Raw genomic sequence first — 18,879 nt, 5'->3', positions numbered from 1 at the left:
CCAGCGACGTTAACAGCGAAATGCCCGGATTGCCTGACTTGATTGCCCCTAATGCCCTATCCGGCAATCAGTCCTATCGTGCTGATATGGAGCACGCACTCAGTCCCACGACTCTCTCCGAGCTGCGGCGCCCGCGCCCCTATCCGGCGGTGTCCGTGCTGACTCCGACCCATCGCCGGGAGCCCGAGAACACCCAGGACCCGGTCCGGCTGCGCAATGTCGTGGCCGAGGCCAAGAAACAGCTGGAGGCCGATCCGGCCGTTCCCCGGGAGCGGCGCATCGACGTCGCCCGCCAGCTCGACCAGGCCCTCACCGAGGTGGACCTGGCCCACGCCGAGGACGGTCTGGTGATCTTCGCCGCGCCGGGTGAGCACCAGGTGTGGTCGCTCGCCCGTCCGGTGCCCGAACGCGTCGTGCTGTCGGACACCTTCCTGACCCGCAACCTCGTCTCCGCGCAGGCCTCCGAGCGCCCCTTCTGGGTCCTCTCGGTCGCCCCCGACCGCGCCACGCTCTGGAACGGCGGCACGGACCGTGTCGTCGAGGCGCACCTGGCGGGCTTCCCGCTCACCAGGGACCACCGCGAGAACTTCGACGCCGAACGCCAGGAACGCATCGGCGACATGCCGAGCACGTTCCGGGACGAGAGCACCCGCCACTTCCTGCGCGACGCCGACACCGCGATGGCCAAGATCCTCAGGGATCAGCCACGCCCGCTGTACGTCACCGGCGAGCAGGCCGCGCTGTCCGTGCTGGACGAGGTCGGCAGCGTCACCAAGGAGGCCGTGCACGTCCCGCACGGCGGCCTGGCGCACGGCACTCCGGACGCCGTCTGGCAGGCGGTACGGCCGCTGCACGAGGCCGAGAACCGCAAGAACACCGCCGCCGTGGCCCGCGAGCTGGAGACGGCACGCGGCCGGCGGGCCTTCGCGGCCGGCGTCGACGAGGTCTGGCAGAACGCCCGGGAGGGCCGGGTCCGGCTGCTGGCCGTGGAGGAGAACTACCGGATCACCGTGCGTGACACCGGCGGCGACCATCTGGTCCCGGCCGCGAGCGACGACCTCGACGCCCGCGAGGACATCGTGGACGAGATCGTCGAGCAGTGCCTGGAGACGGGCGCCGACGTGCGCTTCGTCCCGGACGGCACGCTGGGCGACGCACAGGGGATCGCGGGGGTGCTGCGGTACTGACGCCTGACTCGGGGAAGACCACACCGCACGGAAAGGCCCTGAAATGGCGCAGACATCCAGCGGGGTCCGACGCCCCGAATACAGCGCACGACGCCTGGGCGGCGGCCTCACCCTCTTCGCCGGCTGGGCACTGGAGCTGAGCGGGACACTCAGCATCCTTCTCGGTGTCGTCGGCGTCACCCGCGACACCATCTTCAGCTCGCCCGACTACACCTACGAGTTCAGCCTCACGGCCTGGGGCTGGATCCACATCGTCGTCGGCATCGGACTCGTCGCCGCCGGCCTGGGCGTGCTGCTCGGCAAGAGCTGGGGCACGGGGGCCGGCGCCGCACTGGGCGCGATCAGCCTGATCACGCAGTTCATGTTCATCCCGTTCTATCCGCTGTGGTCGATCAGCGTGATGACGCTCGACATCGTCGCCGTCTGGACCCTGGCCAGAGCCATGGCCACGGACGACCGGCACCCCTGAGAGAAGGCCCGTCAGACGCTCCCGAACAGCGCGCTCAGCCCGCGCTCGACCTCCGCGCCGACGTCCTCCTGACCGGCCGCCACGACGGCGTACGTACGCAGCAGGAACCGGCGCAGGGCACAGGTGTCGAACTGGAGCAGCGCCAGACCGTACGGCGAGTGCAGTTCCACGACCGTACGGGCCCGGCCGCACGGCCACAGGTGCACGTCCCCGCTGCCCGCCGGACCGCGCAGGCCCGCCTCCAGCAGAGCGCGCGCGAAGGTCCAGGTGACCACGCCGCCGTCGAGGGAGATCTCGGGCGGGAAGTCGATGTGCACCGCGAGCGGGTCGGCGGCGGTGTAGCGGAAGATCGCGGCGACGGGCAGCTCCTGCTCGTCGGCCGTGACCAGACTGCCCTGGGCGGGCTGCTCGATGGTGATGTCCATGGGCGGTCTCCACTACGGGTCGGAGGTCGGCCGTATTGCCGATGTCTTTACGACCTCGCAGGGGCCGTCTGCATTACGCGGAAGCCCTCATCAATTACTGTGATCTGCGTCACTATCGAGGTCGAGACCGCCGACGACGGCACCCTTAGAACATTCGCCCGTCGAACACACAAATGAATGCGCGCCCAAAGCCTCTGACGCTCCCCCAACTCACGTACGCTGACTACGACTTGCCCCACCAGGCGGCGTACAGCAACAACACGGCGAAACCCCTCCGTGAAGACTGTGGCATATGCCAGAAGCACCACCGTATCGTGTGTTGCCAAATCCCTTACAGGGCGTCGCGGGCTGTGCAACAGTCGTAACGGTCCCTCCGCCCGCCTTGGTCGTACCGTCCCGCATCGGAGTGCGTCATGCCGTCCCACCTCTCCGCGGACCACCCAGCCGCCCAGCCACCCGGGCGCGGCTCGGTCGACGCGCTGATATCGCAGGCGCGGCGGCTCAAGGGCGACGTGGACGCCGTGCGGCGGGACGCGCAGGAGGACGGATCGGACCCCCAGGGACGCTGGCAGCGCGCCCTCTGCGACCTGGCGCTGCACCAACTCAACGACCTGGACGAGCACTTGGCCCAGTTGCGGGACGGCCCGTCCGTGCCCGCGCCCGCCGGCCCAGCAGCCACCGAGCAGTCCGCGCCGACCGCTCCCCGGCGCGGCTCCCTGCTCAGCCGGGTGGGCAGTGCGGAGTGGAACCTGCTGACGGACGAGGCGAGTTGGTCCGGTGAGCTGTATCAGATCCTGGGCCGCGACCCGGCCGCTCCCCCACTCACCCTCGACGAACTGCCCGCCCTGGTCCTCGACGAGGACCGGCCCAAACTGACCTCGATGGTCACGGACTGTCTCGTCGACGCGCGACCCATCGACGGCGAGTTCCGGGTGCTCCACCCGGACGGTTCCGTGCGCACGGTGCACATGATGGGCGAGCCCGTGCTCGACACCGACGGCAGCACCGCCTCGATGTGGGCCGTCCTGCGGGACGTCAGCGAACTGCGCCGCAGTCAGAGGGCGGTGAGCGAGACCCGTGACTCGCTCCAGCGCCACCGGCACCGCGCGCAGACGGAACACCGGCTCGCGGTCGAACTGCAGGAGGCCGTGCTGCCGCCGTGGCGCGGTTCCCTGCGGCTCCCGCAGCAGGGAACGGAGACCCTCGATCTCGCGGCGCACTATCTGCCGTCGTCCACGAGCGCGCTCATCGGCGGCACCTGGTACGACGCCCTTCAACTCGCCGACGGCGACATGCTGCTCAGCGTGGGCGACCTCACCGGTCACGGCGTCGCCGCGACGTCGGGCATGGCGACCCTGCTCGGTGCCGTGCGCGGTATGGCCATGGCGGGCACCGGACCGGGTCAACTGCTGTCCTGGCTCAACCAGTTACTCGACGCCACCGTCCAACCGGCCCTGGGCAGCACGGTCTGCTGCCGCTACCGGCCCGAGACCCGCACCCTCACCTGGGCGCAAGCCGGACACCCCGCCCCGCTGCTGTTCCGCGACGGGACGGGGCGCAGGCTGAGCGCACCGGACGGCGTCCTGCTCGGCGCGACCTCTGGCGCCGTCTACGAACAGGCCGAAGAGGCCCTCGAAGCCGGCGATCTGCTGGTCCTGCACACCGATGGGCTGATGCCCGGGCAGGACAGCGCGGAGGCCGTGAACCGTCTCCTCGACCTGGCACCGCGCTTCGGCGAGGCCGGCACCGCACAGGACTGCGTACGGCTGGTCGTGGAGGAGTTCGGCGGGACCGAGCGCGCGGACGACGCCTGCGTGCTCATCGCCAAGCTCACCAACTAGCTCAAAATCTGTCTCAGCGAATCTGTCTCAGCGCACAAACCCCCTATGCCCGTGCACTGTTGCCGCCCTTCACCTGCTTCGGCAGGGCCAGCTTGATCTCCTCCCTCAGCTCGTGGATCTTCGGGTAGCTGGAGTACTCGGCGGTGAGCCGGTACATCTGGCGCAGCCGGTCCCAGGTGCGGTGCGAGGAGTTGGAACCCATCGACACCAGGGCCAGCCGGGCGTAGGTGCCGCCCTGCTCGGGGTCGTCGGCGATGAAGCAGGCGGAGGCCATCGACAGGAAGTCGAAGATCTTCGACCGCTGCCGTCCGTCGACCCGCAGGGCCAGGGCCTTCTCCGCGTAGTGCTGGGCGTGCACGGCCGCGCCGGGCTCGTGCTCCGCCAGCGTGCGGTAGGCCAGGGCCTGCATGCCGTACAGATCCTCCTCCTTGAACATCTGCATCCAGCTCGGCGGCGGCACGTCGCTGCGGTCGGAGACGAAGAGATCCTCCGCCTGGCCGAGGGTGCGGCGCATCGCCTGTCCCTTGCCCATGGACGCCTGTGCCCAGGCCTCCACGGTGTAGAGCATCGCCATGGTCCGCGGCAGCACCTCGTCGCCGGAGCCGGACTGGGCGAGCTTCATCAGGTCGAGCGCGTCGTCGGGCCGGCCGAGGTGCACCATCTGGCGAGCCGCTCGGGAGAGCGCCTCCCCGGCGCGCGGCCGGTCACCGCCCTCACGGGCCGCATGGGCGGCGATGACGAAGTACTTCTGGGCCGTGGGCTCCAGGCCGACGTCGTGCGACATCCAGCCCGCGAGGACGGCGAGGTTGGCGGCGACGCCCCACAGGCGCCGCTGGAGATGGTCGGGGTGGCGATAGGCGAGCATGCCGCCCACCTCGTTGAGCTGGCCCACGACTGCCTTGCGCTGCAGCCCGCCGCCGCGGGCCGCGTCCCACGCCCGGAACACCTCGACCGAGCGCTCCAGTTCCTCGATCTCCTGCGACCCGATGGGGGCGGCCTCGTAGCGGTCGAACCCAGCGGGGTCGGCGTGCAGGGGGTCGTCGAACTGGGGGGCGTCGGCGGTGAGGGTCGGGTCGGTGTGCAGCCAGTCGTGCATGGCACTGCTGAGTACGGATCCCGCGGTGAGCGCGGCACCCGCACCCACCAAGCCGCGTCGGTTGAGCATGAGGTCCATTCCCGTGAATTCGGTGAGGACCGCAGCGGTTCGGTCGGGCGCCCACGGCATGCCGTCGGGATGTTCAGCGTTCCCGTCGCCCTGCCGTTTCCCCGTACGCCCGTGCCGGACCAGACCGAGGTCCTCGATGGTCACGACACGGCCGAGACGCTCGGTGAACAGGGCAGCCAGCACCCGGGGCACCGGATCGCGCGGGATCTCTCCCATGTCGATCCACCGCCGCACCCGCGAGGTGTCGGTCGACAGCTGGGGGTGGCCCATGGCCGCCGCCTGCCGGTTGACCAGCCTCGCGAGTTCACCCTTGGACCAGCCGGCCAGGCCGAACAGGTCCGAGAGTCGGGTGTTGGGTTGTCCGCTCACGTCAAGCCCCCAGGTTCTCGGCTGAGTTGACAGTAGCCCGGGCAGAGTTGCCGGGCGACTATTCGCCAGGGTTCGCCAGGGTGCGCCAGATGGTGTGCCACTGGGCATCGGGTGTCAGGTAGGAACGCGCCACCCCGACCCGGCCGCTGCCATATGACGGATGCATTCCCCAGGGTGCACCCGGGCGGCCGGGCCGGGTGGCGCGACAGCGCGACACATGCCGTCGCACGGCACCTCTGTCGCGCAGACACACCTGTACTGCTGGCACACGAAGGGATCTGTTTCGCCCATGTACGCAGCATCGTCCTCCGTGTCCGCCCCGCCCCGGTCGCTGCACCCCCGCCCGGCGGGCAGCGGCCCCTACCTCGATCCCGCCCGCCCGGCGGCCCCCGTACTCGGAGCCGGCAGGACGCGGCGTGTTCCGGGGATCGGTACCCAACCGCTCAGCGGGAGACTCGACTTGTCCGGCCCTCAGGGCGCGCAGTTGCGTACGGCGATCGCGTCGGTGCACCGGATCTGCCCGGAGTTCGCTCCGGTGCAGGTGCTGCGCCGCAGCGGACGCTCCGTCCTCCTGGTGGGGACGACCGGGCGCAGCACGGCCGTCGCGAAGTGTTTACTGGACCACTCCCCCGCGTGGGCCGAGCGGATCCGCCACGAGATAGCGGCATACCGCTCGTTCGTCCGGCAGCGCCCGCCCGTGCGGGTGCCCCGGCTGATCGCGGCGGACCCGGACAACTGCACCCTCGTGATCGAGCGGATGCCCGGCCGGGTGGCGGCCCTGCACCGGCACCCGGCGGAGGCGCCGCCGCGGACGGACATCAGGGCGGCACTCGGCGCGATCTGCCGGCTCAACGCCTGGCGGCCCCCGGCGGGCACCTTCGACGCCCCGCTGGACTACGCGGCCCGCATCAACCGCTACCACGAGCTGGGCCTGCTGACCGACCGGGACATGGGCGACCTGCAGAAGCTGCTGCACGGCATCGCGCTCTCGGCGGGCCGGCAGGGCATGGGCCAGTTCTGCCACGGCGACGCACTGCTCTCGAACATCCTGCTCTCACCGGCCGGTCCAGTGCTGGTGGACTGGGAGCACGCGGGCTGGTACCTGCCGGGGTACGACCTGGCGACGCTGTGGTCGGTGCTCGGGGACGCGCCGGTGGCCCGGCGTCAGATCAGCCAGATCGCGCAGTCGGCCGGTCCGGCCTCGCGTGACGCGTTCCTGGTCAACCTGATGCTCGTACTGACCCGTGAGATCCGTACGTACGAGACAGCCGTGCAGCGTTCGATGCATGACACGACCCCGGCGGCACCGGGAGCGGCCCACCCGGGTGCTGCGCCGTCCGGCGAGGAACAGCGGCTGCTGCTGAGGCGGCTGCACGACGACTGCCAGCTGGCCCGGCGGGCCGTACGCGCGGCGGTCGGCACTCGCTGACGGGGACGAAGGTCCGCGGTGCGCCAGGGACAGCGGCGCACCGCGGACCTTCGTATGTCCGCTCGCCGATGCCCCTCGAGCCGGTCCATTGGTGTACGCCACTGACGCCCCGCAGGCACGCGGGCCGCCGCCACGAAACTCCCGCACCCCCTGGTTGACAAGGGAATTCGCCCTTCGCTGGGCATGATTGACGGATCGTCGGCAAGCCGGTACCACTGACGCACGCCCGGCCCCGCACGGCTCATCGCGCCCGACCGTCCCAGGAGGCTGCTTTGCGAGTCCCTGCCCACCGTGCCTCCGGGCACAGACGTACGCGCACCGTCATCGCGACGGCGGCGCTGCTGCTCCCCCTCCTCGGCGCGGCCCCGTCCGGCGCGCGGACGTCGGCGAACAGCCTCCAGCTGGCGTTCGCGTCGGCGGCCGCCGAGTATCACGTGCCGCAGAGCGTCCTCCTCGGCGTCTCCTACCTCCAGTCCCGCTGGGACGCGCACGCCGGGGCGCCGAGCGTGACCGGCGGCTACGGCCCCATGCACCTCACCGACGCCCGTACCGCCCTGGCCGGTGCCGCCACGCACCACGGCGAGGGCACGGAGGACGCGCGCGGCGACAGCGCCCGCTCCCCGCTCCTGCCCACCGCCGAGGTGCCGGCGCCCGCCGAGCTCCCGGCCCGGCTGAGGACGCTGCCGGAGGCGGCGCGGCTGACCGGCCTGAGCGCGAAGGAGCTGCGCACCGACCCGGCGGCGAACGTCGCCGGCGGTGCCGCACTGCTGGCCGACGCCCAGAAGGACCTGGGCGAGCCGCTCAGCGACGACCCGGCGGACTGGTACGCGGCGGTGGCCCGCTTCTCCGGTGCGGACGACACCGCGACGGCGGCGGCGTACGCGAACGACGTCTACGACGTGATCCGTACCGGCGAGGAGCGCACCACGGACGCCGGCCAGCTCGTCGCCCTCGCGCCGCAGCCCGGTGTCTCCCCCGCCACCGCGCAGCTCGCCCAGACCGGTCTGCGCACGCTCGACACCGGTGACACCGAGTGCCCGAAGTCGGTGTCCTGCGAGTGGATCCCGGCGCCGTACGAGGAGTTCGGCGACAACGACTACGGCAACCACGACCTGGGCGACCGCCCGGCCGCGCAGAGCATCAAGTACATCGTCATCCACGACACGGAGGGCGCCTGGGACGGTGTCCTCAACCTGGTCCAGGACCCCACCTACGTGTCGTGGAACTACACCCTGCGTTCCACCGACGGCCACATCGCCCAGCATGTGAAGGCCAAGGACGTGGCCTGGCACGCGGGCAACTGGTACATCAACGCCAAGTCGATCGGTCTGGAGCACGAGGGCTTCCTGGCGAACCCGGACGCCTGGTACACGGAGGCGATGTACCGCTCGTCGGCGCGGCTGGTGAAGTACCTCGCGAAGAAGTACGGCATCCCGCTGGACCGCCAGCACATCCTCGGCCACGACAACGTGCCGGGCCCGACCACGTCGACGGTGCCCGGTATGCACACCGACCCCGGCCCGTACTGGGACTGGCGGCACTACTTCGCCCTGCTCGGCCACCCCTTCAAGGCCACCGCGAAGAAGCAGTCCGGGGTGGTGACGATCCGCCCCGACTACGCGACGAACCAGCCCGAGTACACCGGCTGCGTCACCAAGGACGTGCCGTGCGCGGCGCACGGGTCGAGCGAGGTGCGCCTGTACTCCGGGCCCGGCGAGGGCTACCCGCTCATCAAGGACATCGGCCGGGGCACCGCACCGACGACCGGGGTGAACGACATCTCCTCGCGGGTCTCCACCGGCCAGCAGTACGCGGTCGCCGACCGCGACGGGGACTGGACGGCGATCTGGTACCTGGGCCAGACGGCCTGGTTCAGGAACCCGAAGAAGGCCCCGACCGCGGTGCCCGCGTCCGGCCAGGTCATCACGCCCAAGGCGGGTCTGAAGGAGATCCCGGTGTACGGGCGCGCCTACCCCGAGGCCTCCGCCTATCCGACGGGGGTGCCCGCGCAGGCGGTGTCGCCGTTGCCGTACAAGGTGCCGGCGAACCAGAAGTACGTGGTCGGCGACAAGGTGCCCGGCGAGTACTACTACGCGGTCACCTTCACCACGGACTCCCACAAGGTCGTGGTCGGCAAGGACCTCTACTACGAGATCCAGTACGGCCACCGCGTGGCGTTCGTGCGGGCCGCCGACGTCGACGTGCTGCCGTCCCGGTAGGGGACGGCAGGCTCAGCCCTGCTGGAACAGTTCCGCCGGGAGCGGTTTCAGCAGGGCGTACAGGTCGTCGGTGATGGGGCGGTCCCAGGCGGCGATGGTCACCAGGACGTGGTCGCTGCGGTCGAACTGCACGCAGGAGATCCGGCTCTCGGAGAGCTTGAGGCGGCGCACGATCATGAGGTTGTCGCCCTGCATCACGGGCATGTCCTCGGTCTCGGTGACGGTCACCTCCTCGTCGTTCTCCAGCGCGATCAGCAGCTGGGCGACCTCGAAGGGGATCTCGCCCTCGGCGAGGTCACGGGCCGGGGAGCCCTCGGGGAGGTTGCCGATGATCATCGCGGGGCCGCGGCCGCCGAAGAGGTCGTAGCGCAGGAAGACGCCCTGGCAGGTGCCGTCGGGGGCGGGCAGCAGGCCGGCGCCGAGGTTTCCGGGCCAGTCGCCCGGGTCCATGGCCAGTACGTCGAAGTCTGGGCCGGCGGGAGTCGCGCTGCGGCGGCGGAGGAACGACATGTGCCCCATGGTAAGGGGCCGGGCCGGGTTGGTGCGGGGTGGGATCGGACGGTTGCGGAGTGCGGGTCCGTGGGGGCTGGTCGCGCCCCTCGGCGGAGCCGCACGTCGATACAGCCCCGCGCCCTTCAGCGGCGTTGTCCTCAGCCCCCTTTCAGCGCCTCCCGCAGTCCTGTGCTGTCCGTGCCCATCTTTCGGTAGACCGCTGAGAGCAGGCGTACGACCATCTGCTCGTCGATGTGCAATTCCATCGCGATCTCCGCCCTGCCGAGGCCCTCCAGACTCAGGTTGGCCGCCATGCGCTCCCGGGACGTGAGCGTGTCCGTCTCCGTGCTGTGCAGGCGGCGCGGGCGCAGGCCCGCCGCTGCCAGTTCGTCGCGGGCCTCCTCCACCAGACCGTCGGCGCCGCACTGGACCGCCGCGTCCAGCCCCCGGTACAGATGCTCGGCGGCCTCCGCCGCCCGCCCCGTACGCCGCAGCTCGGTGCCCAGGGCGACCAGCGCGCACGCCAGCTCGTACCCGGCCGGGGAGCATTCCAGGTGGGCGACGGCCTCCTCCAGGTACTTCACCCGCGCTGAACCCGATGACACCTCCGCTGCCGTGCGCAGGGCCTGGCCGATGGCGGAGGGCGTGCCGAACTGGCGGGCCCGGGAGAGGGCTTCGCGGGCCGTGGTGACCGCGCGTTCGGGGGTGTCGTGGCTCTCCGCCCGGGCCAGGTGGAGCTGCCAGGGGCACCACGCGGGGTTGCGGATGCCGCGTGGGTCGAGGCGGCGGCCCGCGGCGGCCAGCTGGCCCACGGCCTCCTTGGTGAGGCCCCGGGCGAGGAGCAGTTCGCCGTAGACGGTCTGGGCGTCGGGGAAGACGACGGCGGCCGGGAAGGGCTCGCTGAAGGCGTAGTCCTCGGCGGTCTGCGCGGCCTCCGTGACCCGGCCGCGGGCGAGGAGGACCTCGATGAGGATGCCGACGGCGTACCAGTGGGCGGGGGTGCCGGGGCCGACGCGTTCGGCCAGCCGCAGTCCCGCGCGGACGAAGTCCTCGGCCTCGGCGAGACGGCCGCGACGGTAGCGGAGGTAGGCGAGGAGCGTGTAGCCGAAGGAGAGGTGGGCGCCGCGCCAGCCCTGGCGTTCGAAGTCGGCGATGCCGGCGGCGAAGAGTTCCTCGGTGCGGCCGGGGCGGTCGGCGTACATGAAGGCGAGTGCGACCAGGACCGGGACCTCGAAGCCGCGGTCGGGTTCGGCCCAGCCGAGGCCGCCGGCGAGGGCGCGCTCGGCGTGGTGGAGCGCGACGTGGGCGGGCTCGCCGCGCAGGACCGCGTCCCAGGTGCGCAGTCCGATGATGTACCGCTCGGTGAGGTCGCGGCCCTTGAGGCGGTCGGCGAGTTTGGCGAGGCGGCGGGAGCGGGAGGGGTGGTCGGGTTCGTCGGCCCGGAAGGCGTCCCACATGAACTGTTCGGAGACCATGCGCAGTTTGACGCGGGCGTCGTCGGTGACGCGGATCTCGCGGGCGAGGGTGTCGGAGGCCTCCGCGAGGCGGTCGCTGTGGGCGAGGACCTGGGAGAGGCGGTAGACGATCTGGTGGCGCAACTCCGGGTCGGCGATGGGTTCTTCGAGGGCGGCGCGCAGATGGTTGACCGTGGTGGCGGGTTCGGTGAGCAGGGAGGCGCTGCCGAGTTCGTGGAGGACGGCGGCCCGGTCCTCGAAGGGCGGGGGTTCGCGCAGGGCGCGGGCGAGGTAGCTGCGGGCGGCGGCGGGGGCGCCGGAGCGGAGGGTCTCGGCGGCGGCGGCACGCAGTTGCTGCACGACCCAGTTGTCGCCGTCGGGGTGGGTCTCCAGGAGGTGGCGGGCTGCGGCGGCGGGGCCCTGGCCGTCGTTGACGAGGCACCAGGCGGCCTGGCCGTGCAGGGCGACGCGGACGCCGGAGGGGATGGCCCGGTAGACGGCGGTGGCGATGAGGGGGTGGACGAACTCCAGGGTCTCGGCACCGGTGAGGATGCGGGCGCCGCGCAGGGCGTCGGCGGCGTCGGCGGCTTCTTCGTGGCCGAGCCCCGCGACGGCGGCGGCGAGCGCGGGGTGGATCTCGGTGCCGAGGACGGCGCAGGCCCAGGCGAAGCGGACGGTGGAGGTGCCGAGGCGTTCGAGGCGGGTGATCAGGCCGCTGCCCTTGACGGCGGCGGCGAGGTCGCGCAGCAGATGGGCGCCGGCCTCGGTCGGGTCGAGGCCGCGGTCGTGGACCTTGGCGGTGAGCTCGACGGTCTCGAAGGGGTTGCCTGCGGTGACGGCCCAGCACTCGCGGCAGAACGCGTCGTCGGCGTGGGTGCCGAGGGCCTCACGGACGAGGCGGGCGACGGCGACGGCGCTGAGCGGTTCGAGGCCGATGGGACGACCGCCCGCGCGCCCCGGCAGTCCCCTGAACGACTCGGCGTGGTCGGGGAGTTCGTCGGGCCGGTACGCCACGACGACCAGCAGCGGGAGTTCCTCGGCGCGGGGCGCGAACGCGGCGAGCCAGCCCAGGGATTCGGGGTCGGCCCAGTGCGCGTCGTCCAGGGCGAGGACCATCGGGGCGCGCTGCACGGCGAGATGGGTGAGCACCCAGTCGAGACCGTCGCGCAGACCCTGCGGGTCGGGCGGGGCGCCGCCGGTCGGGGCGCACAGGCCGAGGGCGGGTCCGACGATGTCGTACCAACTCCCCAGCTGGGCGCGGAGGTCGGCCTCCGCCGCGCCGGCGAACCGGGGTTGCAGCAGTTGCCGGGCGACATGGAAGGCGACGCGCTGTTCCTGGTCGCCGCCGCGGGCGGACAGGACGGTGCAGCCACGGGCGGCGGCGCGGCGGCGGACCTCGGCCATCAGGGTCGTCTTGCCGAGTCCGGCGGGTCCGGCGAAGGCGAGGAGCGCGCCGCGGGGCTGCCCGACCGGTTCGGCGCCGTCGGGGCGCAGCCCGGTGAGCTCTGCCAACGCCTCGTCCACTGCGGCGAGTTCACTCTCGCGCTCGAACAGCGTCCGACTGCTCCGCATGCTGCGCCGACCCATGGCACACCCCCTGCCGCGGTGGCACGTCCGCGCGGGGAGCGGGCGCACACCGTGACCTACAGGCACCTCAGCGTACGCCTCACGCGGGTCGCGCGACCCGGTTCGGCCATTACTGGCCGCGGCTGTCGGCGGGTTTCCGGTGCCGTTCGTGATGCCGGGCCACCCGCGCCCGGTTGCCGCACGCCGGCTTGCACCACTCCTGCCGTGGATGCTCCTTGAGGAAGTACCGCACACAGCGTGGTCCGTGGCAGGCGCGCAGCCGCTCGCGGTCGGGGCCGGCGAGGAAGGCGATCGCGGCCCGCGCGAGCACCGCCGTGAGGTCGTCTTCGCCGTGCGACACCCGGTGTTCCACGACGGGATCGGCGTCCTCGGCCCAGTGCAGCACCGGGACGGTGGGCGTGCGGGCGGCCGCCGCGTTGAGGAGGCGGACGGCGTCGGGTACCGGCATCAGGCGGGCCGCGTCGGCGGGACTCGGGGCTCCCGGGCGTACCGCACGGGCGAACAGGGCGCGGACCGCCGCCCGCAGTTCGCGTACGGCGGCCAGCTCCGCGTCCCCGGCGACGAAGCCCGGCGCCACGGTGTCGGGGTGGGCCTGGACCCAGGCCGTGAGGCCCGCCGGGTCGGTCAGGTCGTCGGCGACGCCGCCCTGGCCGTCGTGGCGGATGGTGAGGGCGAGGTTGAGGACGAGCCGGGTGTCCCTGCTGATCGAGTCCTGCATGGAGCTAATGATAGAGGGCACACTTACCCATTAGCTGCCTCGGGCGGCACCACCGCCACCGGGCTCGCCGCATGCAGCAGCACCGCCTGTGTCACGGACCCCATCATGCGCGCCGGCGCCAGCAGTCTGCGCCGGTGGCGGCCGACGACGACCAGCTCGGAGTCCTTGGAGGCGGCAACGAGATGACCCGCCGCGTCACCCGGCGCGGCGTGGATGTCGACCGGCACGTCCGGGTGGCGCTTGCGGTGCGGGGCGAGGAATCCCTCGGCGAGCGTGCGGGTCTCGTTCTCGACGGCGTCCTGGTCGATCACCGGCGGGACGAGTTCGCCGGGGACGGCCCAGGCCTGGAGCGGCCACTGGTAGGCGGCGACGACCTGGAGGCGGGCGCCGCGCAGGGCGGCCTCGGCGTGGGCGAAGGCGAGTGTCGCCTCATCGGGGGCGTCGACCTGGAGTCCGACGACCACGCGCGGGCCCGGCTCCACCACCACGCCCTCGGGCACCTCGCGCCCCGGCCGGGGCACCACGACCACCGGGCACTCCGCGTCACGGGCCGCGGCCATGCCGTTGGAGCCGAGCAGCAGACTGGCGAAACCGCCGCGTCCCCGGGAGCCGAGCACCAACAGCTGGGCTGTGGAACCGAGTTCGGGCACGACGGCGCTCGGTGCGCCCTCCAGCGCGAGGTACTCCGTGACCGGCCGGCCGGCGACGTCCGTGAGGCGGTCGCGCACGTCGTCGAGGACCGGGTCGTCGTCCGGCGCGGGCGGTCCGGCAGCCAGTACCTCGGGCTGCGCCCAGGCGGCGTACTGCCGTACATGGACCACCCGCAGCGGTGCCTGCCGTCTGCGGGCGGCGTCCAGGGCCCAGTCCAGGGCACGCAGGCTGTCGTCCGAACCGTCGACCGCCGCGATGACCGGCAGGGTGCTCATGGGTTCCTCACCTCCGGGATACGACCGTCCCCCGGGGCCAGCCTCGCTCAGGCCGTCACCCCGGGGGTGTGCTCACGGTCGCGTGTCCGGAAAAACGGGTGGAACACCCCCGGATCAGCGGCTCACCCCGAGCCGCGACACGTCACCTCGTCTCGTCTGCGTCAGGTGAGGTCGAACTCCCCTTCCCTCGCGCCCGACACGAAGGCGCCCCACTCGGCGGGTGTGAAGATCAGGGAAGGGCTCTCCGGGCGGCCGCTGTTGCGCATCGCGATGAATCCCTCGACAAAGGCGATCTGGACATCCCCCAGGCCACGGCTGCTGGACTGCCATTCGGCGGTGCTGAGGTCCAGCTCGGGCTTGTCCCAGCCCATGAGCGGCTGCTGCTGGATGGTGGTCTCGGCCACGTCCGTGCTCCTCCCGATTGCGTCGTCCGCGGCCAGCCTAGCGATCCACTTCGGCCGCCGACAGGCCACGTGAGGGGGACCTTTCCACGACCTTCCGGGTGGCGTTTCACGCATCAGGGGGTTCGGACCCCACGAGCCACATCGAGAAGAACTGCGAGCCGCCGCCGTAGGCGTGCCCGAGCACCTTCCGCGCCCCGTCCACCTGGTGCTCCCCGGCCTGTCCGCGCACCTGCAGCGCCGCCTCCGCGAAGCGGATCATGCCGGAGGCGCCGATGGGGTTGGTGGACAGGACGCCGCCCGACATGTTCACCGGCAGGTCGCCGTCGAGTTCCGTCACCCCGGACTCGGTGAGCTTCCAGCCCTCACCCTCGTCGGCGAAGCCCAGGTTCTCCAGCCACATGGGCTCGTACCAGGAGAACGGCACGTACATCTCGACGGCGTCGATGTCCCGGCGCGGGTCGGCGATCCCGGCCTGGCGGTACACGTCGGCCGCGCAGTCCTTGCCGGCCTGCGGCGACACCGCGTCCTTGCCGGCGAAGAGTGTGGGTTCGCTGCGCATCGCGCCGCCGAGCATCCAGGCGGCCGGTCGGGGCGCGCGGGCGGCTCCGGCACGGTCGGTGAGCACCATCGCGCAGGCACCGTCGGAGGACGGGCAGGTCTCGGAGTAGCGGATGGGGTCCCAGAGCATGGGCGAGGCCTGGACCTTCTCCAGGGTGATGTCGTGCTCGTGGAGATGCGCGTAGGGGTTCTTCAGCGCGTTGCGCCGGTCCTTGTACGCGACCAGGGAGCCGACCGTGTCGGGCGCGCCGGTGCGGCGCATGTAGGCGCGCACGTGCGGCGCGAAGAAGCCGCCCGCCCCGGCCAGCAGCGGCTGCTGGAAGGGGATGGGGAGGGACAGTCCCCACATGGCGTTGGACTCGGACTGCTTCTCGAAGGCGACGGTGAGCACGGTGCCGTGGACGCGGGCCGCCACCAGGTTGGCGGCGACGAGGGCGGTGGACCCGCCGACCGATCCCGCCGTGTGCACCCGCAGCATCGGCTTGCCCACCGCACCGAGCGCGTCCGCGAGGTACAGCTCCGGCATCATGACGCCCTCGAAGAAGTCGGGCGCCTTGCCGATGACGACGGCGTCGATGTCGGCCCACGTCAACTCGGCGTCGTCGAGGGCCCGTTGCGCGGCCTCCCGGACGAGCCCGGCGATCGACACGTCCCGGCGGGCGGCGACGTGTTTGGTCTGGCCGATGCCGGTGACGGCCACGGGCTCCTTGCTCATCGCGGATCCCCTTCGAGTACGGCGACCAGGTTCTGTTGCAGACAGGGGCCGGAGGTGGCGTGGGCGAGGGCCCGGTCGGACTCGCCCCGGTGGATGCGCGAGGCGGCCTCGCCGATGCGGATCAGTCCCGCGGCCATCATCGGGTTGGCGGCGAGGGCGCCACCGGACGGGTTGACCCGTACGTTCTCGTCCAGCCGCAGCGCCTTGCGCAGCACGACCTCCTGCGAGCTGAACGGGGCGTGCAACTCGGCGGTGTCCACGGGCCGTTCGAAGGCGCCCGCCTTCTCGGCGGCCAGGCGGGCGGAGGGCGAGTCGGTGAGATCGCGGACGCCGAGGCCGTGGGCCTCGATGCGGTGGTCGATGCCGCGGATCCAGGCGGGGCGTGGGCACAGTTCCCGGGCGCGCTCCCCCGCCGCGAGGACGACGGCGGCGGCGCCGTCGCCGATCGGCGGGCAGTCGCCGGTGCGCAGGGGGCGTACGACATAGTCGCCTTGCGGCACCGAACCTCGCAGCTGGGCGCGGGTGTTGTCGGTGGCGCGGCTGCGGGCGCCGATCCCGGCCAGGGCGGGCTCGTCGGTGTCGCCCGCGTCGATCAGGGCCTGCGCCTGGAGGGCGGCGAGGGCGACCGAGTCGGGCCACAGGGGTGCCACGTAGTACGGGTCGAGCTGCCGGGTCAGCACGTCACGCACCGAGCCGGGCGAGGACTTGCCGTACGAGTACACCAGCGCGGTGTCCGCGTCCCCCGACAGGAGCTTGGTCCACGCCTCGTACAGCGCCCACGCGCCGTCCATCTCGACGTGCGACTCGGAGATCGGCGGCCAGGCGCCCACGCCGTCGAGGGCGAGGGTGAAGGAGAAGGCGCGTCCGGCGAGGTAGTCGCAGGAGCCGGAGCAGGTGAAGCCGATGTCGGCGGTCTTCAGGCCGGTGCGGTCGAGGACGTCGTGCAGGACCGGCATCAGCATCTCCACCTCCGACTGCTCCTCGGTGGTGCGCAGGATGTCGGACTGTGCGAAGGCGACGACGGCGATGTCCCTGGTCACGGCTGTCACAGCAGCTCCTTGTAGGTCTCGTAGTCCGCGTCGGGTTCGCCGGTGGGCCGGTAGTGGTCGGGGTAGCGGCCGCCTTCCGTCCACACCGGCTCGACCCTGAGGCCCATCCGCACCTGGTCGTACGGGATGCCGCCGATGCGTCCGTGCAGGGCGAGGTCGGCGCCGTCGAGGGCGATGTGGGCGTAGACGTAGGGGACTTCGATGTCGAGGTTCTTCGCCTTGATGTTGACGATGCAGAAGGTGGTGACCGTGCCCGCCGGGCCCACCTCGACCTGTTCCGAGGTGGCGACGCCGCAGGTGGGGCAGGCGCCCCTCGGGGGGACGTACACCTTGCGGCAGGACGGGCAGCGTTCGCCCACGGCGCGGTGGTCGGCGAGGGCGTTGATGTAGGCGGTCTGGGCGCGGCCGGGTGAGTAGGTGTAGTCGAGGCGGGCGGCCGCGATGATGCCGGTGACCGGGTCCTCGAACTCGCCGCTGTGACCGGTCGGTCGGTGTGCGTGTTCCTCGAACCCGCCGTCGTGGCGGCTCGGTTGTGCCGCGGCTCCGTCGTACGGCTCGAAGCAGGCGATGTCGGTGATCGCGCCGACGCGGTCCTCGGCCCAGCGGACGCGGACCCGCATGCCGGTGTGGACGGCCTCGGGGCCGGGGGCGTCGAGGGCGTGCAGGAGGGCGGTGTCGGCGCCGTCGAGACGGACGAGGACCCAGGCGAAGGCGGTGTCCAACGGCTGGCCGCGGCGCGGCTCGTGGTTCCAGGCCCAGGTGGTGACCGTGCCGGTGGGGGCCACCTCGACGAGGTCGCGGATCTCCTCGGCGGTGACGGGGTCGTACTCGACGGGCGGTACGAGGGTGCGGCCGTCGCCGGTGCGGACGCCGAGGACGACGCGGTCGCGCAGGCCGGTCAGGAAGGCGCTCTGGACCGGGCCGAGGGAGCGGGTGAAGGGGAACTCGACGACCAGCGGGGCTTTCAGGACTTCCGGCATCGCCGGCCTCCTTCAGTGGCGCTTGTAGACGGGCGGGCGCTTCTCCGCGAAGGCGCGGGCGCCTTCCTTGGCGTCGGCGGTGTCGAACACCGGCCAGCCGCGCTTGAGTTCGGCGGCGAGGCCGTCGGTCTCGGTCAGTTCGGCGGTCTCGTAGACGGACGCCTTGACGGCCTCGACCGCCAGCGGGGCGCAGGAGTTGATCTGTTCGGCGATCTCCAGGGCCTTGGCCAGGGCCGTGCCGTCGGGGACCACGTGGCCGATCAGGCCGATGCCGGCGGCCTCGCGGGCGCTGTACGGGCGGCCGGTGAGCAGCATCTCCAGGGCGTGGGTGCGCGGGATCTGGCGCGGCAGGCGGACGGTGGAGCCGCCGATCGGGAACAGGCCGCGCCTGACCTCGAACAGGCCGAAGGTCGCCGACTCCCCGGCGACGCGGATGTCGGTGCCCTGGAGCATCTCGGTGCCGCCCGCGACGCAGTACCCCTCGACGGCGGCAATCACCGGCTTGCGGGGGCGGTGGTGGCGGAGCATCGCCTTCCAGTGCAGGTCGGGGTCGGCCTTGAGGCGGTCGCGGTACTGCTCGCCCTCCATGCCGTTGCCGGCGAGGGCCTTGAGGTCCATGCCGGCGCAGAAGGAGCCGCCCGCGCCGGTGAACACGATCGAGCGGACCGTGTCGTCCGCGTCGGCTTCCAGCCAGCCGTCGTACAAGCCGACGAGCATCGCCAGCGAGAGCGCGTTCCTGGCCTCCGGCCGGTTGAGCGTGAGCACCAGTGTGGCGCCCTCGCGCCGCACGGTGAGGTGTTCCGTCCCACCCATTGACCGTCTCCCCTCGAAAAGGCTCTCCCACTGGCAGAACGAGAACAGGTTGCAGGAGCCGCCCGGGCTCTTCAAGAGT

16 protein-coding genes are annotated in these 18,879 nt (G+C 72.0%); 5 read left to right on the top strand and 11 right to left on the bottom strand.

Going from position 1 to position 18,879, the window contains the following annotated elements:
• Window positions 1-86: 86 nt before the first annotated feature.
• Both ACFUO4_RS26905 and ACFUO4_RS26900 read left to right on the top strand, forming a co-directional pair.
• Entirely contained in the window at window positions 87-1,187 is a 1,101-nt protein-coding gene (locus ACFUO4_RS26905; protein ID WP_079310318.1) for a chemotaxis protein, read from the top strand.
• A gap of 43 nt (window positions 1,188-1,230) precedes the next feature.
• A complete protein-coding gene (locus ACFUO4_RS26900; protein ID WP_383489397.1) occupies window positions 1,231-1,656 on the top strand; it encodes a hypothetical protein in 426 nt (141 codons plus the stop codon).
• Between the two features lie 11 nt (window positions 1,657-1,667).
• Here ACFUO4_RS26900 and ACFUO4_RS26895 read toward each other — a convergent pair whose 3' ends face one another.
• A complete protein-coding gene (locus ACFUO4_RS26895; protein ID WP_383489395.1) occupies window positions 1,668-2,081 on the bottom strand; it encodes an SsgA family sporulation/cell division regulator in 414 nt (137 codons plus the stop codon).
• Window positions 2,082-2,494: 413 nt separating this feature from the next.
• Here ACFUO4_RS26895 and ACFUO4_RS26890 point away from each other — a divergent pair, with 413 nt between their 5' ends.
• Window positions 2,495-3,922: a PP2C family protein-serine/threonine phosphatase gene (locus ACFUO4_RS26890; RefSeq protein ID WP_383489392.1), complete on the top strand. Its 1,428-nt coding sequence runs from the start codon at window positions 2,495-2,497 to the stop codon at window positions 3,920-3,922.
• Window positions 3,923-3,965: 43 nt separating this feature from the next.
• Here ACFUO4_RS26890 and ACFUO4_RS26885 read toward each other — a convergent pair whose 3' ends face one another.
• Complete coding sequence (locus ACFUO4_RS26885) at window positions 3,966-5,456, bottom strand: hypothetical protein (RefSeq protein ID WP_383489389.1); 1,491 nt, start codon at window positions 5,454-5,456, stop codon at window positions 3,966-3,968.
• Between the two features lie 289 nt (window positions 5,457-5,745).
• Here ACFUO4_RS26885 and ACFUO4_RS26880 point away from each other — a divergent pair, with 289 nt between their 5' ends.
• Window positions 5,746-6,885, top strand: coding sequence for an aminoglycoside phosphotransferase family protein (locus ACFUO4_RS26880; RefSeq protein ID WP_383489386.1), 1,140 nt, complete (start codon window positions 5,746-5,748; stop codon window positions 6,883-6,885).
• A gap of 272 nt (window positions 6,886-7,157) precedes the next feature.
• The gene (locus ACFUO4_RS26875; RefSeq protein ID WP_383489383.1) at window positions 7,158-9,104 is read left to right on the top strand and encodes an N-acetylmuramoyl-L-alanine amidase; all 1,947 of its coding nucleotides are present in this window, start codon (window positions 7,158-7,160) and stop codon (window positions 9,102-9,104) included.
• Window positions 9,105-9,116: 12 nt separating this feature from the next.
• On the opposite strand, the gene ACFUO4_RS26870 is transcribed toward ACFUO4_RS26875, so the two are convergent.
• From ACFUO4_RS26870 to ACFUO4_RS26830, 9 genes are all read right to left on the bottom strand, one after another.
• Window positions 9,117-9,614 (bottom strand): hypothetical protein, encoded by a 498-nt coding sequence (locus ACFUO4_RS26870; RefSeq protein ID WP_383489380.1) that lies wholly within the window; start codon window positions 9,612-9,614, stop codon window positions 9,117-9,119.
• Between the two features lie 140 nt (window positions 9,615-9,754).
• Entirely contained in the window at window positions 9,755-12,637 is a 2,883-nt protein-coding gene (locus ACFUO4_RS26865) for an ATP-binding protein (RefSeq protein WP_383489377.1), read from the bottom strand.
• 109 nt (window positions 12,638-12,746) lie between these two features.
• Window positions 12,747-13,355 carry a CGNR zinc finger domain-containing protein gene (locus ACFUO4_RS26860; protein WP_383489374.1) on the bottom strand — a complete coding sequence of 203 codons (609 nt, stop codon included), beginning with the start codon at window positions 13,353-13,355 and terminating at the stop codon, window positions 12,747-12,749.
• Window positions 13,356-13,378: 23 nt separating this feature from the next.
• On the bottom strand, window positions 13,379-14,281 hold the full coding sequence (locus tag ACFUO4_RS26855) for a universal stress protein (protein ID WP_383489371.1): 903 nt from the start codon (window positions 14,279-14,281) through the stop codon (window positions 13,379-13,381).
• 161 nt (window positions 14,282-14,442) lie between these two features.
• Window positions 14,443-14,685, bottom strand: a complete 243-nt coding sequence (locus ACFUO4_RS26850; RefSeq protein WP_097260181.1) for a DUF397 domain-containing protein — start codon at window positions 14,683-14,685, stop codon at window positions 14,443-14,445.
• A gap of 106 nt (window positions 14,686-14,791) precedes the next feature.
• Window positions 14,792-15,958, bottom strand: coding sequence for a thiolase domain-containing protein (locus tag ACFUO4_RS26845; protein ID WP_383489367.1), 1,167 nt, complete (start codon window positions 15,956-15,958; stop codon window positions 14,792-14,794).
• Complete coding sequence (locus ACFUO4_RS26840; protein ID WP_383489807.1) at window positions 15,955-16,998, bottom strand: thiolase domain-containing protein; 1,044 nt, start codon at window positions 16,996-16,998, stop codon at window positions 15,955-15,957. Before ACFUO4_RS26840 ends, ACFUO4_RS26845 begins: the two co-directional genes overlap by 4 nt.
• 5 nt (window positions 16,999-17,003) lie before the next feature.
• The gene (locus ACFUO4_RS26835) at window positions 17,004-17,987 is read right to left on the bottom strand and encodes a Zn-ribbon domain-containing OB-fold protein (RefSeq protein ID WP_383489364.1); all 984 of its coding nucleotides are present in this window, start codon (window positions 17,985-17,987) and stop codon (window positions 17,004-17,006) included.
• Window positions 17,988-17,999: 12 nt separating this feature from the next.
• Window positions 18,000-18,800 carry a crotonase/enoyl-CoA hydratase family protein gene (locus ACFUO4_RS26830; RefSeq protein WP_383489362.1) on the bottom strand — a complete coding sequence of 267 codons (801 nt, stop codon included), beginning with the start codon at window positions 18,798-18,800 and terminating at the stop codon, window positions 18,000-18,002.
• Between the last annotated feature and the right edge of the window lie 79 nt (window positions 18,801-18,879).

It is taken from the genome of Streptomyces sp. NPDC057280, from assembly GCF_042668605.1.
Taxonomy (GTDB): domain Bacteria; phylum Actinomycetota; class Actinomycetes; order Streptomycetales; family Streptomycetaceae; genus Streptomyces.
Note: the sequence above shows the minus strand (reverse complement) of the source record. Positions and strands in the feature narration are given on the sequence as shown.

Bases quoted from the DNA above. Each gene is read 5' to 3' on its own strand.
- ACFUO4_RS26860 (WP_383489374.1), bottom strand. From the start codon at position 13,355: ATGCAGGACTCGATCAGCAGGGACACCCGGCTCGTCCTCAACCTCGCC.
- ACFUO4_RS26895 (WP_383489395.1), bottom strand. From the start codon at position 2,081: ATGGACATCACCATCGAGCAGCCCGCCCAGGGCAGTCTGGTCACGGCC.
- ACFUO4_RS26870 (WP_383489380.1), bottom strand. From the start codon at position 9,614: ATGTCGTTCCTCCGCCGCCGCAGCGCGACTCCCGCCGGCCCAGACTTC.
- ACFUO4_RS26830 (WP_383489362.1), bottom strand. From the start codon at position 18,800: ATGGGTGGGACGGAACACCTCACCGTGCGGCGCGAGGGCGCCACACTG.
- ACFUO4_RS26900 (WP_383489397.1), top strand. From the start codon at position 1,231: ATGGCGCAGACATCCAGCGGGGTCCGACGCCCCGAATACAGCGCACGA.
- ACFUO4_RS26905 (WP_079310318.1), top strand. From the start codon at position 87: ATGGAGCACGCACTCAGTCCCACGACTCTCTCCGAGCTGCGGCGCCCG.
- ACFUO4_RS26855 (WP_383489371.1), bottom strand. From the start codon at position 14,281: ATGAGCACCCTGCCGGTCATCGCGGCGGTCGACGGTTCGGACGACAGC.
- ACFUO4_RS26845 (WP_383489367.1), bottom strand. From the start codon at position 15,958: ATGAGCAAGGAGCCCGTGGCCGTCACCGGCATCGGCCAGACCAAACAC.
- ACFUO4_RS26835 (WP_383489364.1), bottom strand. From the start codon at position 17,987: ATGCCGGAAGTCCTGAAAGCCCCGCTGGTCGTCGAGTTCCCCTTCACC.
- ACFUO4_RS26890 (WP_383489392.1), top strand. From the start codon at position 2,495: ATGCCGTCCCACCTCTCCGCGGACCACCCAGCCGCCCAGCCACCCGGG.
- ACFUO4_RS26865 (WP_383489377.1), bottom strand. From the start codon at position 12,637: ATGGGTCGGCGCAGCATGCGGAGCAGTCGGACGCTGTTCGAGCGCGAG.
- ACFUO4_RS26880 (WP_383489386.1), top strand. From the start codon at position 5,746: ATGTACGCAGCATCGTCCTCCGTGTCCGCCCCGCCCCGGTCGCTGCAC.